The organism is Flavobacterium sp. W22_SRS_FP1 (genome assembly GCF_052113685.1).
In the GTDB taxonomy this organism is placed as follows: Bacteria; Bacteroidota; Bacteroidia; order Flavobacteriales; family Flavobacteriaceae; genus Flavobacterium.
Genome location: NZ_JBGQOE010000020.1, coordinates 1 through 16,337 on the forward strand (window position 1 = coordinate 1; position 16,337 = coordinate 16,337).

The 16,337-nt window shown below is 35.0% G+C and carries 14 protein-coding genes; 8 read left to right on the forward strand and 6 right to left on the reverse strand.

The features are described 5' to 3' along the window. Window positions 1–670, reverse strand: a 670-nt coding sequence (locus ACEN2H_RS11465; protein ID WP_441732487.1) for a hypothetical protein, incomplete at its 3' end; no start/stop codon positions are given. A gap of 38 nt (window positions 671–708) precedes the next feature. Next, a complete protein-coding gene (locus tag ACEN2H_RS11470) occupies window positions 709–1,932 on the reverse strand; it encodes a site-specific integrase (RefSeq protein WP_441732488.1) in 1,224 nt (407 codons plus the stop codon). Between the two features lie 882 nt (window positions 1,933–2,814). Here ACEN2H_RS11470 and ACEN2H_RS11475 point away from each other — a divergent pair. The 6 genes from ACEN2H_RS11475 (at window position 2,815) to ACEN2H_RS11500 (ending at window position 12,873) form a co-directional block, all read left to right on the forward strand. Continuing rightward, on the forward strand, window positions 2,815–3,738 hold the full coding sequence (locus tag ACEN2H_RS11475; protein ID WP_441732489.1) for a FecR family protein: 924 nt from the start codon (window positions 2,815–2,817) through the stop codon (window positions 3,736–3,738). Then, window positions 3,728–4,327, forward strand: a complete 600-nt coding sequence (locus ACEN2H_RS11480; protein WP_441732490.1) for an RNA polymerase sigma factor — start codon at window positions 3,728–3,730, stop codon at window positions 4,325–4,327. The genes ACEN2H_RS11475 and ACEN2H_RS11480 overlap by 11 nt, the downstream gene beginning before the upstream one ends. An 83-nt stretch (window positions 4,328–4,410) precedes the next feature. Next, window positions 4,411–7,803: a SusC/RagA family TonB-linked outer membrane protein gene (locus ACEN2H_RS11485; RefSeq protein WP_441732492.1), complete on the forward strand. Its 3,393-nt coding sequence runs from the start codon at window positions 4,411–4,413 to the stop codon at window positions 7,801–7,803. Between the two features lie 11 nt (window positions 7,804–7,814). After that, window positions 7,815–9,479: a RagB/SusD family nutrient uptake outer membrane protein gene (locus ACEN2H_RS11490; protein WP_441732578.1), complete on the forward strand. Its 1,665-nt coding sequence runs from the start codon at window positions 7,815–7,817 to the stop codon at window positions 9,477–9,479. Window positions 9,480–9,534: 55 nt separating this feature from the next. After that, the gene (locus ACEN2H_RS11495; RefSeq protein WP_441732494.1) at window positions 9,535–10,797 is read left to right on the forward strand and encodes a YdcF family protein; all 1,263 of its coding nucleotides are present in this window, start codon (window positions 9,535–9,537) and stop codon (window positions 10,795–10,797) included. A gap of 9 nt (window positions 10,798–10,806) precedes the next feature. After that, window positions 10,807–12,873, forward strand: coding sequence for a glycoside hydrolase domain-containing protein (locus ACEN2H_RS11500; protein WP_441732495.1), 2,067 nt, complete (start codon window positions 10,807–10,809; stop codon window positions 12,871–12,873). 156 nt (window positions 12,874–13,029) lie between these two features. On the opposite strand, the gene ACEN2H_RS11505 is transcribed toward ACEN2H_RS11500, so the two are convergent. The 4 genes from ACEN2H_RS11505 to ACEN2H_RS11520 form a co-directional block, all read right to left on the reverse strand. Continuing rightward, a complete protein-coding gene (locus ACEN2H_RS11505; RefSeq protein WP_441732497.1) occupies window positions 13,030–13,233 on the reverse strand; it encodes a hypothetical protein in 204 nt (67 codons plus the stop codon). Window positions 13,234–13,326: 93 nt separating this feature from the next. Further along, window positions 13,327–14,154 carry a HipA domain-containing protein gene (locus ACEN2H_RS11510; protein ID WP_441732499.1) on the reverse strand — a complete coding sequence of 276 codons (828 nt, stop codon included), beginning with the start codon at window positions 14,152–14,154 and terminating at the stop codon, window positions 13,327–13,329. Between the two features lie 121 nt (window positions 14,155–14,275). Then, window positions 14,276–14,608 (reverse strand): HipA N-terminal domain-containing protein, encoded by a 333-nt coding sequence (locus ACEN2H_RS11515; protein WP_441732501.1) that lies wholly within the window; start codon window positions 14,606–14,608, stop codon window positions 14,276–14,278. Next, window positions 14,605–14,832, reverse strand: a complete 228-nt coding sequence (locus ACEN2H_RS11520; protein WP_441732503.1) for a type II toxin-antitoxin system Y4mF family antitoxin — start codon at window positions 14,830–14,832, stop codon at window positions 14,605–14,607. Before ACEN2H_RS11520 ends, ACEN2H_RS11515 begins: the two co-directional genes overlap by 4 nt. 306 nt (window positions 14,833–15,138) lie before the next feature. Between ACEN2H_RS11520 and ACEN2H_RS11525 the strand changes: the two genes are divergently transcribed. Both ACEN2H_RS11525 and ACEN2H_RS11530 read left to right on the forward strand, forming a co-directional pair. Next, window positions 15,139–15,894 (forward strand): hypothetical protein, encoded by a 756-nt coding sequence (locus ACEN2H_RS11525; RefSeq protein ID WP_441732505.1) that lies wholly within the window; start codon window positions 15,139–15,141, stop codon window positions 15,892–15,894. Between the two features lies 1 nt (window position 15,895). Further along, window positions 15,896–16,336: a DUF5675 family protein gene (locus ACEN2H_RS11530; RefSeq protein ID WP_441732507.1), complete on the forward strand. Its 441-nt coding sequence runs from the start codon at window positions 15,896–15,898 to the stop codon at window positions 16,334–16,336. Window position 16,337: the final 1 nt, after the last annotated feature.

The following is a 16,337-nucleotide window of genomic DNA, read 5'->3' on the forward strand; positions in this document are numbered from 1 at the left end:
ACTTGAATAAAAATGCCGTAGAAATTTTATCCAAGTTGACTATACATTTTTCATCATCTGGTATTTCAATTTTTGATCTAGGAATATAATAACTTAAATCGCTAACTCCATAAACTTGAATGGCTACCTTAATTTCTTCAATTTTTCCTAATAAATACTCTATTGACTTATAGAATTGGTTTAGTATGAAATGCAACTTTACATTTTCAAAATCCGCGGGGTCTGCATAATTTTTTGTTATGTCTTTATGTGCTATCAAGGCATACAAGTATAGATTTTCGATTTTATCAGCTGTAGAAACAAAGTTTATGACCTTGTCGATGTTGTAGGCTTCTGATGCGTCATAGCTCACATCATAATTTACTTCACTTACCAGTGGTATTAATTTATTGAACGATTTGAAATTTTGAATTTGATTTAAGGTATACCAAGTTAGTTTTTCTTCAAGAAGAATTTTTATTTGGTCAACAATTAGCAAATTATTGTTACTACTTATTAAGATAGTTTTTAGGTTATCGAGTAATTCGTCAACATTAGTGTTGAAATAATTCAATTCTATATCATCCAGCCATAAAGAATTGACACGGTATTTTTTGTGTATCGTATGGTATTCTATAGTAAGCGAAGTAAATTTATTCAATTCTTCAATTAATTCAGTAGGCAGTAGCATAGATTTATATTTTGGTATACTAAATTACTTAATTTATTTTAACGAGTCATATATTTCTCTTTTAAAATATTCATGTCGGCAGAAACACTGCTATCTAAAACTTTTGCATAATGTTGCGTTTGTCTTATAGTTGTATGTCCCATCATGGCGGACACATTTTCAATTTTGATTCCGTTTCCAAGTGTAACAGTTGTGGCGAAAGTATGGCGCGCTACATACCAAGTTAGGTTTTTATCAAGCCCAATGATATCAGCTATTTCCTTTAAATAAGCGTTCATTTTTTGATTGGAGATTCTAGGCAAGAGCTCATCACCTGCAAATTGGTATTTACTCAATATCTTTAAAACAGGAGGGAGGATTGGAACATTTGCTTTAGTTCCTGTTTTCTGTCGATTGGTTTTTATCCAAAGATTCTTATCCCCATCTTGAATGATATTCTTTCTGGTGAGTTGTAATGCATCCACAGGTGCATAGCCCGTATAGCAACTAAATAGGAAAATGTCTTTCACACGTTCCAATCGATCCACGGAAAAGGTTTTATTTTCAATACGTTCCAGTTCTTCTTGAGTCAAGAAAGTAGCCTCTGTAACTTTTATTTTTCCTGAATAGCTGTTAAAAGGATTTTTTTGGATGAGTTCCATCTTTACAGCATGATTGCAGATGGTTTTTAGATTTTTGAAATACTTGACTAGCGAATTGTTTTTAATTCCTAATTTGCCTTTATATTCACTTTCAAATTTTAGATACGATTCTAAATTAAATATGTAGGCATTGTTGATTTTCTCAAGAAGTACATTCTCGGTTCCAAAAGTTTTAAGGTTGAATAGTCGAACTAATTCTTTTACGCGGTCGTATTTCTGAAGTGAAGCTCTTGATCGTTCTCCAATATTGACTAATTTAGAAAAATGCGCATTGTGGATTTGAATAATGTCTAGAATATTAGGTTTTGCCTCCTCGATTTCCTTTCCTAGGATTTTAAGTTTAAATTCTTCGATACTAAGTTCTTCTTGAAAGCGCTCTAATTGATTAGCTATTTTTTCAATTTTGAGTTCCAATAAGTCCAAGTATTCCTTAAGTACTTTTTCTTTGTCTTGACGAAGTACTCGTCTTAAATTATCGGTTTGTTTCCATCTTTCTTCTGATATGTATTTACCAGTGGCTATTGTGATGGATTTTCGGTTATAAGTAACCTTAAGGTACAAAGGGCAATCTCCATTTTGTTTTGCCTTGTCTTTTTTGATGTAAATAATTGATTTTACCATTAGTTTTAGGATTAAAATTAATAGTACAAATTCACCTATAAAACTTCGTAATCCCCAGTTATTGCTGGGGATCTCCTGGAGATATTTACATTTTAGTTACCCTATTTGGGATCAAAACCCAATAGGGTAACCTATAGGGTAACTAAATTATGCGTTTTTATGTGATTTTTGACGATAGTCAGAAAAACAAAAAACCCTGTAAACACTGATGTTTAAAGGGTTTTTGAAGTTTTATGTTTCATTTGAAACATGCTTTCCGCGGAGAAAGAGGGACTAATCGAAATTATGAACCCCTTGTATTCATTGACTTTAAAGACAATTCTCAGAATGAGTGCACCGAATTATGCACCCTTTTTTTTGACTCAATTTAGTACCTAAATTGTATGATTCAAATTTACGAATTTAAGTCCAATTAATCTCATAAAGACAACCAAAAAATGAACGGGTTGCATTGCATCTTTTAATTTCCAAGGATGATTTTAGTCAACGATCAAGGTCATTAGCTGTTCCAGTTTTAGGCTGGTGTATTGGCAGAACTCCTCTATGCTCAACACTTCGTTTTTGAGCTTGTTAAGCTCTTTGCACATTTTCTGTAGTATTTCAATACTTCAATATAGACTGCTAGGTCTATTATTTAGATAGAAGTAAAATCTTTTAGGATCTTTTCATATATACTAGTTTTATCTAAGCACGAATATTATTAAAGGTCTGTATGCCTTATATAATATAACTATTAACAATTCATTAACGATATCATGCCTTTTTGGTGGCATTGAAAACTGGGGGTATTTCTCTTATTTTGACTCCTATAAGCAAAGGGAACTATTTATGTTGAATGTTAGTCAGAAGGAAAAAAAATGTGTTAGGTATCTTGCCAATGAAATGTCAAAAGGAGAGCGATCTGTATTTGAAATTGAATTGTCTTTAGATGACAATCTGCTTGCTATTTTTAAAAATTTCCAAACAATTTGGATTAGTTATCCTAATAGTGAATTTCCCAAAAAAACTGTTTCTTTTGAGGATCTCATAAATAGATCCAATAAACCACAAAGGCTTCAATTAAAAAAAGCTTCAATTAAGAAAATTTTAGTCTTTTCTGTAGCCGTCCTTGTAGTTTTCGGTATAGGGTCACTTTTTATTAGAGTGCCACAATCTGAGTATACCAATCAGAGGATAGCTGGAAAAGGTCAGCGACTTAGTATCATTTTGCCGGATAGCAGTACCGTGATTTTAAATTCAGGAAGTAAAGTTAAATACTCAAGTGATTTTGGAAAAGAGAGAGCGATTTGGTTGGAGGGAGAAGCTTTCTTTAAAGTTACAAAGAATACCAAGTCCCCTTTTATTGTTCATACGAATGATTTTGATGTGAAAGTTTTAGGAACGGAATTCAATATAAACAGCACTACCCTTAATCAAACTGTTTCTTTAGCAAAAGGAAAGGTAAATGTTTTACTTAAAGAAAGTACGGATGAAATTAACCTATTACCAAATGAAGAATTAGTTTGGAATGCTAAAACAAAGGCTATTATCAAAAGAAATTTTGATATCAGTAAAGCTTTAGCATGGAAAGAGAATATACTTCTCCTCGATGATATGAAAATTGAAGATGCAATCTCAAAAATCAATCTATTCTATGGGGTGAATTTTGTGATCAAGGATTCTGCAATTGCAAAGCAGCACATAAAAGGAGCTTTTAAGGATCAAACAATTGACGAATTTATTACTTCTTTAGAGTTTATTTCAGATGTAAGCATCACAAGAACTAGCAAAAATAACATGGAAATAACCAAGCATAATGAAAATTAACATATTAAAAATGGGCAGTAGTGCTTGCTTTTCAGACGACTATCTGTTTCAGCAAATTCGCAATGGCAAATACGAGGCGATGGAGCTTTTCTTTAATCGATATTATACCCCATTGTGTCGTTTTGGATTGACTTATGAAAATAACGCTTGTATTGTGGAAGAAAAAGTAGCTGATATTTTTATTCAGCTATGGAATAATAGAAATATTCTTGATAAAATTAAAAACCCTAAATCCTATATCTATGTAGTAGTAAAAAACAGTTTAAAAACAGTACGAAAATCAGAGCAGTTTCATCAACAAATCGATGAAACTATAAATAGTAACAGTATGTTTTCACCCAGTAGGGAGCAAGAGATCATCGAAAATGAGCAAAAGGAAATTAATACCAATTTAATACGTGAAATATTAGATGTTATTCCTAAAAAATCACGTCAAGCTTTTGAGCTAAGTAGAATCGACGGATTAAAATATAAAGAAATCTCTTTAATTTTAAACGTCTCTCCTAAAACGGTTGAAAATCATATCGCTATTGCATTAAAATATATTAGTAGGGCTTTGGATTCTTATAAAGAAAAGTGCGTTCGCTAACTCTATAAATAATTAGCATAAAATCTAGCTTTTTTAAGACCAGCTTTAGTTTGTTAAAACAATAATAAATAATCACAGATAAAATGAAACATAAAATTATACTAACGTTATCCTTATTTCTTCTGTTCGGTATTGGGATCACTTATTCTAATACTTCAAAAATAGTAGCTATTCAAAACAGTGCGGCTAATGAAGAGAAAATCAATTTAAACCTAAAAGACAGTTCTATAAAGCAAGTCTTTGCTCTTATAGAAAAACAAATAAACAATAAGTTTATTTATATGTCAGATCAAGATTTTCTTCAAAAGAAAATTTCTATTACAATAAACGACCAAGATTTAAAGAATGTCTTAGCCCTTTTGAAAACGAAAGTGAATCTTGATTTTAAGATAACTAAAAATGGGGTTTTAGTAAAAGAATTGAGTAAAATTGATAAAAATATTACTCAAAAAAACCGAAAAATTATAGGGATTGTTCTAGATGAATCCAACTTGCCTATTCCAGGAGCTTCTGTTTTTGTAGCACGAACTGAAATAGCAACAACGACTGATTTTGAAGGAAAATTTACAGTTAATGTTCCCGAAAACACACTGATTTTGTCTGTTAGTTATATGGGATTTGAAACCAAAGCAATCAATATAGAAAATAAGACGGAAATTAAAGTAATTCTTATTGAATCAGCATCTCAGTTAGACGAAGTTGTCGTTGTCGGCTATGGTACAGAACAAAGAAGAAATGTTACTGCTTCTATCTCTACTATAAAAATGCAGGATATTAAAGCGCTACCAAAAGCAAATGTAGCAGAAATGCTTGAGGGGCGTTTGCCAGGTGTCCAAATCATGAGTGATAATAGTCCTGGAGGAGGCACGTCTATTCGTGTGCGAGGCTTTAGTACTATTAACAATAATGATCCTTTAGTGATTATAGATGGTGTTCCTGCTTCAAATGGATTGAATGGGATCAATCCATCAGATATTGAGTCGCTTCAAGTATTAAAGGATGCAGCCTCTTCTTCTATTTATGGTTCAAGAGCTGCTAATGGAGTTGTTGTTATAACAACAAAAAAAGGAGGGAAAAACGGAAAAACTGAAATCCAATTTGATGGATACTCGGGTGTTCAATCTGCTTTTAACCTGCCTACTATGCTGAATGCTCAACAATATGGTGACTTACTGTGGCAAGCCACTAAAAATGATGGTAAAGTACCAGCTAGCGGTATCTATGGTAGCGATGCCAATACTCCTATAATTCCTGAATACTTTAATGCTACTAAAACTATTCCAAGTGCAGATGTTAAATGGATAAATGAAATCATGCAGCCAGCCGCTGTTCATTCTTATAATTTATCGTTGTCAAAGGGAGATGAAAAAAGCCAACATGCTTTTTCTATTGGCTACTTTAATCAGGAAGGGATTATAAGACATACTGGATTTGAACGTTATTCTGCACGATTTAACTCGAGCTATACCATTAAAGACTTTTTAACTATTGGCGAAAACTTTACGACTTCCTATACTGAACAGGTTGCGACGGGAACAAATAGTGCTTTGGGAAGTATAGTTTATGATGCGTTGCAATTTCCTTCTATTGTTCCAGTTTATGATAATAATGGAGATTTTGCTGGAAATCCAATAAATGATATTGCAAATCCGCTGGGAAACTTAAGTAGAGCAAAAGACAACAAACAAAAACGTATTCAAGCTTTAGGGAATGTATTTGTCAGCGCTAAGATCAGTGATTTTGTTGTTATAACTTCTTTAGGTTTGGATTTTCAGAATTATAATTACAGAGGTTTTTCACCTGTTTACAATGAAATTCTAACTCAAAACGTAAAAAATTCCTTAACTACTAACAACAGTTTTAATTATCAGTTAACTATTTCAAATACCTTAAACTATAAGAAACAGATTGGTAATCATAATCTAGATGTACTTTTGGGACAAGAAGCTATTAAGTATTATTACGAAGGTTTTGGCGCATCTCGTCAAAATTTTCTTTATGAAGATCCGAATTTTAGATATTTAAGTTACGGAACTGAAAATCAATTGAACACAGGTACTGCAAACGAGTGGGCTCTGAATTCTTATTTTGGTAGAGTAAATTATAATTTTAATCAAAAATATTTATTGAGTGCCACAGTTAGAAGAGATGGTACTTCAAGGCTAGCCAACAATAATTGGGGTACTTTTCCAGCAGTTTCTGGAGGTTGGAGAATCGACAAGGAAGATTTCTTTGATTTTGGAAATGCATTTAGTTCGTTCTTACTACGAGGGAGTTGGGGACAAACTGGAAATCAACAGTTGCCATCTTATTCTACAGTAGATAGTTATTTCAACAACAATAATTATTCTGATTATGCTATTGGTGGTGGTCAAAATGTTAGTGCGACAGGATTAACTCAAACTCGAGTTTCTAATGCTGATTTGTCTTGGGAAACAACTACTCAAAAAACAATTGGAGTCGACCTTGGTTTTTTTAATGATAAATTAAATGTTACTACAGAATATTACAACAAGGAAACCAATGATATTCTTATTTATAATGTGGTTCCTTTAACTTATGGGGGTACTAATGACGGACAGTGGATTAATGACGGGCAAATGAAAAATCACGGTTTTGAATTGGATTTAAATTATGCAGATAAAATAAGTGATTTTTCTTATGATCTTGCTTTAAATTTGACGGGATACAAAAATGAATTAACTACTTTGAATAGTGTGGCTTATTTAGGAATTCCTAGTTCTTCTTTGCATACAGTTAATTTTGATCAGGAAATATCTAGAAGTGCAGTTGGAGAGCCTATAGGATCTTTTTATGGCTATGTTTCTGAAGGCTTATTTCAAAGTCAACAAGAAGTTTCTGCCTATGGTTTACAACCCAATGCCCAAGCTGGAGATATTAAGTTTAAAGATGTTAATGGCGACGGTGTTGTCGATAGTAAAGATAGGACTTTTATCGGTTCACCTCATCCAGATGTGATGCTAGGTTTGAATATCAACTTAAAATACAAACAGTTTGATTTAGGAATGTTTTTTAACGGAAGTTTTGGGAATGATATCTACAACTTAACAAAGTACAAAACACAGTTTTTCAATCAGGCTGCTTACAATAAAGACGTTGCTTTACTAGGTGCTTGGACAGTTGATAATCCAAATTCTACTATTCCTAGGTTATCATTAGATGACAGAAATAATAACATTCGCGCTTCTTCTTATTATGTTGAAGACGGTTCTTATTTCAAATTAAATAATTTACAATTAGGATATACATTTCCTACGCAGGCTTTAGCCGGAATGAAATTACGTTTGTACGGACAGGCCAGTAACGTTTTCACGATTACTAAATACAGTGGAATGACCCCTCAAGTTGGTCTGCAAAGTTATTCTTCAAGTAATAGAAACCTGGATATAGGTATTGATAGAGGAATTTATCCTCCTTCAAGAACTTTTACTTTTGGTTGTAATTTAAACTTTTAAATTTTAAAATGATGCGAATAAAAAATACAATAAAAACAGTTTTTCTATTGGCTTTAGGCCTTCAATTGACTTCTTGTTCTGATACATTCTTGGAAGAAGTTACCTACGGTGAAGTTGATCCTTCCGAAATGACGAAACCTGCAAATGTAGAGCGTGCCATAATATCGGCTTACAGCGTTTTAAATGGTCAAATAGATGGAGCCAGCAATGCTTATAATTCTCCCGACTCTAATTGGAGTTTTGGAGATGTAACTTCTGACGACAGTTATAAAGGTGGTGGTGGAACAGGTGACCAGAATAACATTCACCAAATGGAAATCTACAATGAAAATGCTACAACTATTGATGTTGAGCGCAAATGGATGGCACTCTATGAAGGTGTCAAGCGTTCTAATGAGGCTATACGTTTGTTAAATTCTTCTTCAGATTTTGAAGCTACTTTGAAAGTAAAACGTATGGCTGAATTACGGTTTTTGAGAGGTCATTTTTATTTTGAATTAAAAAAAATATACAATCATATTCCCTACATAGATGAAACGGCTACAACCGTTGCTGATTATGCGAAATCTAACACAACCTTTAGTTCAGAAGAGATTTGGACTAAAATTGAAACTGATTTTAAACAAGCTTATGCAGATCTTCCAGAAACTCAAAGCGAGCTAGGACGACCAACCAAAATAGCAGCTAAAGCTTATCTAGCAAAATGTTATTTATTCGAAAGTAAATGGCAACTAGCTTATGACGCAACTACTGAAATAATGAGCAGTAATTATGGCTTATTGAATGATTTTCAACAAGTTTTCTTACCTGAGAATGATAACAATAAAGAAATAATTTTTGCCGTTCAGCATTCAATAAATGACGGACAGCCAAGTAATTATAATGGGAGTATCGGAGATAGATTAACAGCTCCAGGAGGCCCATTCTATTCTCAATATGGTTTTCATCGTCCTTCGCAGAACCTTGTTAATGCTTTCAAAACAGATACTTTTGGTTTGCCTTTAGAAAATAATGTGAATGTCGTTGCTAGTGACAATGTAGATCCGCGTTTGGATATTACTGTTGGTCGTCCGGGAATACCTTATAAAGATTTAGGTATTTTATATCAGGATACTTGGGCTAGAGATTTGGCGACTTATGGAGCATTTTCTCCTAAGAAACGCATTGTTTCAGCTAAGTCACCTTATTACGTTAAGGTTTGGCCCTATGTAAATGCTCTAAATTATTACATTATTCGTTATGCGGAAGTTGTTTTATGGAGAGCAGAGGCTGCTGTAGAAACAGGAAAAATAGAAGAAGCGAGAGCTCTAGTAAATCAAATTCGAAATCGTGCGGCTAAAACTGCTTTTGTAAAGACGTTAGATGGCAGTGTAAACGCTGCCAGTTATACTATATCGCCTTATACTATTGTATGGACTGATAAAACAGCAGCGAGAACGGCAGTACATTTAGAAACGCGTTTAGAGACCGCTATGGAAGGTCACCGTTTCTTTAATTTGGTTCGATGGGGAGAAGCAGATGCTGTTATTAACAGCTATCTAACAGTTGAAAAAACGAGAAGAACACATTTGACTAATGCTTTATTTACCAAAGGAAAAAACGAATATTTTCCAATCCCACAAAGGTATATTGATGCATTACCAGCAGGTACGATTACCCAAAATAGTGGTTATTAAAATTAAATAAAATTAGGCAATCGTAAAGGTTGCCTAATTTTTTATTCAAAAAAACATGAAAAAAATATTTTACATGCTAATGGTGTTTGTTTGTATATCAGGCTATTGCCAAGAAAGAAAAGGATTTGATGTAGATTACAAATTTCCCGAATCTTCTTCGTTGATCCAGGACAAGAATTTTTATTTGTTGACTGCCATTCAAAACGATAAAGTTGTTAGGGAAATACTCGAAAATAATGCTGTTTTTAATATTATTTACAAAAGACAACAACAAGAAATTGGAAGCAAAATCGATAGTTGTAAAGACAGTCTTTCTTGCTTGATTAGTATCTATCAATTTAATAATGAAGACCTCAAAAGTATTAAAGAGGAATTTCAGCATTTGATGAAGGAGACAAAAGAGCTGCAAGATTTTGTGAAAAATAATATTCGTGCCTCAGGAAAATATGAAAATTTCAAGAACGAAACGGATACTGAATTACTGCTAAAAGCGTGGCAAGTTTGCGCTCAAGGAATGAATCGGATTATGAAGGTTTATGGTATTGGAGAAGCGCCTCAGTATGCTGCAATAGATTCCGTTTCTTATGATGTAAAGTCTAAGTTTTATAAAGGATCTGTTTTTATGTGGTCTGATATGATTCACAATAAAAAAAATAAAGCAAATACTTTATTTTTTCAAGAAAGTCTGGATTTCAGTTTGTCTCTTTTATACATGAACCATCGAGATGAGGTTGCGCGCTACGAACCGCTTGAGGAAAAAGAGAACAAAAAAGCACTTGATCATATAAAGCAAATAAATTTTAATGCTTTTGATTATGCTTCTATTTTAATATTGGGAAATGGACCGGAGAATTATCAAGACCGATTGTCTGCCGTGGGAAAACTAAACATACAACTGGGAGTTTTGGAATATGAAGCCAAAAAAGCTCCTTTAATTATTGTTTCAGGAGGTCATGCCCATCCTTTTAGAGCACCTTATTGTGAGGCTATAGAAATGAAAAAAGAATTAATGGACATCTATCATATTCCTGAAGAAAACATCCTTATTGATCCTTTTGCAAGGCATACTACAACTAATTTGCGTAATGCCGTTAGGATGATGATCAGTTATCAAATGCCTATTAATAAAAAAAGCATAGTAGTTACGAATGTTAGTCATAGTGATTATGTAGGAAACCCCAATTTTAATGCACGTTGCATGGAAGAGTTGGGCTATTTGCCTGCCATTATTTTAAAAAGACTAAATTCGACTGCAATAGAATTTATGCCAAAAATAGAATCTTTGCATCAAAATCCAATCGATCCTTTAGATCCGTAAATTTATAAGATGAAAAAAACACTAGTTTTAGGACTTGCAATCTTTGCAGTAGCTTGCCAAACCTTACAAAAGAATGACGCCAAATTAGCATCCCCAGTTGAAAAGGTAAACGTTTTTTTAGGTACATCAGGAGATCACGGGCAAATGTCGCCATCCGCTTCTTCTCCATTCAATATGATGAGTATTGGACCACAAACCTATCCTCATATTCATTCTGGATACGAGCATTTGGCAAAGGAATTTTTGGGATTTACCCACAGCCGTATTGAAGGAGTGGGCTGTTTGGGAACGGGAGGGAATCTGCTTATTAAACCTATTTTTGATGGTGATTTGAGTACGCCATTAATCAAAAAACAAGAATCAGCTTCACCGGGTTTTTATGCAGTAGCATTTGAGAATGGGATTAAAGCCCAAATGAGTGTAAAACATAATTTTGGAATTCATCATTATGAATTTCCGAGAAAAGGAGCAGGGCTTTTTATTGATTTATCCCATGCTTTTGTTAATCGATTTGTTGCTGAAGAGCATGAAGTTAACAGCAATGCTATTAGTGGTTGGATCGATACCCAAACGACTTGCGATAAGGGGATTTATCGTATTTATTATGTTTTGGAGTTCTCTAATTTGACAGCAATAACGCCAAGTGCAGAACATAAGTTTATAATTTCAGCTCTTGCAGATGCTACCGAAATGGAGGTTCGTGTTGGTTTTTCCTCCGTGAGTATGGCTTATGCCAAAGCTAAACTAGAAGCAATACCTTTGGAAGAGCTAGCTGTACAAACAAAAACAGACTGGAACCATCTTCTAAACAGAATAGAAGTAACTGGCGAAAAAGAAAGAGAAGATTTATTCTATTCGCTTTTATACCGAGGGCTACAAGCACCATTTTTAGTTTCGGAACCAGATGGAAGCTACAAAGCCATTGACGGGTCGATTCAAAAATCTAGTAGTCCTATATACAACGGTTGGGCCATTTGGGATAATTATCGCGAGCAATTACCCATGCTTTCGTTGGCTTATCCAGAACGTTTTGGCCCCATTGTAAAGTCAATTGCTAATTTGTATCCGTATGGAAAGAATAATTGGGCAACGAAACGCGAATCCTCGCCTACAGTCCGAACAGAACATGCGATTGTGGTTTTATTGGACGGCTATAAAAAAGGATATCCAGTAGATTTTAATAGGATAAAGGACTCTCTAATTGCAGAAGTAGACCGCTTGGAATACAATTCGCCTGACAAGGCTTTGGAATCCTCTTATGACTGTTGGGCTCTTTCTGAAATATTAAAAATCACCAAAGATTCTTTGTTGAGTACTCAGTACTTGAATAAAGCTTTAGAATATAAAAGGTATTGGGAAAAAGATTTTGCCGACCTATCTAGGAATGACATTGATAAAATGCCTGCCCGAGGAATGTATCAGGGCACCGTTTGGCAGTACCGCTGGTTTGTTCCTTTTGATCTCTTGGGGCTAAAAAAATTAATAGGAGGAGAAGATTTATTTTTAAACCAATTGAATCAATTTTTTGGAGAGGACAATTACAATCATGCGAATCAACCAGACTTACAAGTCCCAGGCCTCTATAATGCGAGTTCGCAACCTTGGAAATCACAAAAATTGTTTCGCAATATTATGTTAGATACCGTGGTACAGGCTTATTTTAATGACAATAGTAAAGGGATTGATTCCTATATTGGAAAGATTTATAAGAACGAACCGCAAGCTTATGTTCGTACTATGGATGACGATGCAGGAACGATGTCATCTTGGTTTGTGATGCGAAGTATAGGACTTTCGCCTGCAAACATAGGAAACCCAATTTACTATTTGACGGCACCAATTTTTGAGTCCGTAAAATTAAATTGGGAAAACGGAAAAACGTTTCACATACAAGTGTCAAATTATAATAAAGAGCACTTTTATGTTCAATCAGTTAGTTTAAACGGTGAGTCTTTATTTAGAAATTGGTTGACTCAAGAAGAAATTAGTAATGGAGGAAACCTAATAATAGAAACTGCAGCAATACCGAATAAAAAGTGGGGAATTGAGGATCAGTGGATTTCAAAGACTGAGTAGTTTATAAATGATTAAGGGGTAAGTATTGATTTATTACTTGATATCTTTTGTCATATGGAGCGAGAAACTTAGTTGAAAGCCTAGGTTTCTCGTTTTCGCTTTTATGATTTGCAGTATCTATTCAGATTATTAATTTGAAAGGATCAAAATAATTTTCTACCCAATTATCAAAGGTTGCACCTGTTCCAGTTTTAGGCTGGTGTATTGGCAGAATTCTTCTATGCTAACCAATTCGTTTTGGAGCTTGTTAAGCTCTTTGCGGATGGTTTGCAACATTCTAATGCTTTGACGGTAACTCTTGCCGGTTATAATCTGTATGTCTTTCGGGTAGATGCATAATCTCTTGGGTTCTGTTCTCATACTTTATATATGGCTTTGATATGGCTTTGCTGTACTCTAAAGTGCTGTTTATAAGACTTTAGCTAGTGTAAATTTATGAAAAAAAGTGTTTGCTTAATCGATACCAAATAATCTATGGTACCTATCTTCTAATAGTTTTTTGTATTTATTTTTCAATGCATCTGACAGGAATGAATTGTTGATCCATTGGATTGCGAGAGGTTTATTTTTTTGGAACCGTTTTGCCATTCCCTTTATTTGTTTTTCATTCAAGCCAAGCGTACTACCCAGTCTTTTGAAATGTTCCCATTTTAGTTTTTTCTTCTTTCCCTCTAATGTCAGGGCCAGTTCCTCGGTGTCGTCTGGATTTACGGTTGCCACGTTTAATAGATCATAGGCGGGCGCCAATGTCCAAGTGTCACCAGAGTGGATCATCGAAAAGTTTTTGAGATGCATATCATTATTGCCAGTTAGGAAACTGAAAATGGCCAGTTCCAAAAAGTACACTTTGTCGAGCAAGGTGTTATCCGAAAATTCATCTAAGGCTTTGCCTATTTTTTCCATGGAGCTTTTGTACTTGTCGAAAGCTTCCGTGATTTGGAACATATCAAGCATGTGAATTTTTTCTCCAGTTTCCGTTCTGTCGATGCGTTTGGTAATGTAGGACAGTTCACCCGACTGCAGACGGATTAAGCTTGACATTACAGTGTTGATGCCGAAAGCTTCCGCTATCCGCATAGTGACGTGCTCATTTTCTGGCATTTCTGGAAATTGTGCGGATGGTGGTTTGAAAATATAGTTGCCTCCCAAAGCGCCGACTACCGTAAGGCGGCCTTTGTTTCCGTCATGGATGGTATCGTTTACAATAGACAGGGACAATTTGGGTTGTACTCCAGGAACTGCTACGTTACGTTCAACTACATTTTTGGCCAGATCTACCATTTGCTTTAGCGAATGCTCGAATACCGGTTGTTGTTTGCTGCCGAAGAACTCTAAGCTGCACTGCTCGTGAAAATCCCCGGCAGTATCGTCGGCTAATGGTTTGTAACAATAGAGGCATTTTTTAAACATCTTCGTTTGGTATTGGTTGGACACTTACTGCTCCGATACAATTCTGGCAACAGGCGAGGAGTAAGCCCATGCGATCGTTTGGATTAATTTTCCAGTTTTTTGAAGCGATATCAAGTAACCATCCCTCCGGAATCAAGCCTTCAAAAAAAGGAAACAACCGTTTTTCGGTATAAGGTTTTGATTGTACCGGCATGGTCAAGCTGATGCTTTCTTTTGGATGCTCTGCAATAAAATTTTCATCGTATTGAAAAGTATAATCTCCATCATCCGTTTCCGTGAGTATTCCCGCTAGGAAGTCTTTATAATATATGGCTGCTTTTCTCATAGTTGCTTTTCGTCATTTTGGGATAATTCTCTTGCACTTACTGGAGCTAAAGTATGGCCAAACATTTTGAGGACTTGGTTTACTTTTTCTAGATTTAGGTTTTCTTTACCCTGTTCTATTTTTCGAATAACGGTCAGTGCCACACCTGCGCGTTCCGCAAAGGCTTGCTGTGTTAGGTTTACCTCATTCCTTTTCTCTTTTACAAAATCTGCTATTGTCTTCATGATTATATGCTTTTGCAACGATTCTGAACAAATATAGTTAATTATATGTAAAAGCATATAATATATTACAAAAATGCAAATCTATATGTAAATGCATATAGATTCCGGATTTAATTATTCGAAGTTACAAACTGACATTTAGATCGATTTCTGCCATTTATACCGCAAGCTGCCATATGGAACAGCACTGATAATTTTGCATTAAAATTCACTTCATCTTTGTATATAATCAATCGAAAAGTGTTGCAACAGGATGATGATTGAGAGCGTATTTAGCAAAATTATTCATTTAAAATTTTAGAAATTATGGCAAGACAGAAAGGCATAATTAAATTGAAAGGTACTATCGGGGATATTACCTTCTACAAAACCAAAGACGGTCATTTGGCCAGAGAAAAAGGCGGTGTCGATGCGAGCAGAATTGCGAGCGATCCGGCATTTCAAAGAACGCGCGAGAATGGAGCCGAATTTGGAAGAGCAGGAAAGGCAGGAAAAGTTTTGAGAACGGCAATGCGAACTTTGCTTATTAATTCTGCTGATGGAAGAATGGTAAGTCGATTGACTCAATCGATGATTAAAGTTATTCAGGCGGATATGGTAAGTGAACGCGGACTACGCAATGTGATTGATGGTGAGGCAGAATTGCTTGCTGGTTTCGAATTCAACATTAGAGGTAAACTGGGCACTTCTTTATTTGCTCCTTTTGTGGGGACAATTGACCGTGCTTCTGGTGACATCATGGTTGATTTGGCGCCGTTTGTTCCTGCGAACATGATTGCTGCCGCAAGCGGAACCACGCATTTCAAAATTATATCTGCAGGTGCGGAAATAGATTTTGAAGCAGAAACCTTTGTGGTTGCCACATCGGAAACGGATATTCTAGCGTGGGATTCGAATCAAACTGTTGATATCAATCATATCAATTCAGTTAGTCCAGGTAGTACAAAACCGTTGTTTTTGGCTTTGGGAATTGAATTTTATCAAGAGGTGAATGGAAGAATGTATCCTTTGAAAAACGGTTCATACAATCCATTGGCGTTGGTTGAAGTAAGCGGTCTGTAAGATGGTTTTGGTCTTGGAAAGGACCTATTTTCCCGAGGGAACACAAGGAGCTTTAGAATGGAACGGCACTTTAGTTTGTTATACCATCGAGTTGCCCTGGTTGCAAAACCAAAGGCGTATTTCTTGTATTCCTGAGGGAGAATATATCTTACAGAAGCGGTTTAGCCCTAAATTCAAATGGCATTTGCATTTACAAAATGTTCCAGGACGCGATTTTATATTAATCCATCCTGCCAATGACGCCAAAAAAGAATTGTTGGGCTGTATCGCTGCCGTAACGATACAAACCGGAATAGGGAAGGGCAGTGCCTCCCGAATAGCATTAAAAAAGCTCACAAAACTGGTATATGCTGCGATAGGACGCAACGAAGAAGTGAAAATAAGGATCCAATCTAATCCTTCGACTCCGTTCAGGATGACAAGGCTGACACAAAAAAAATAAA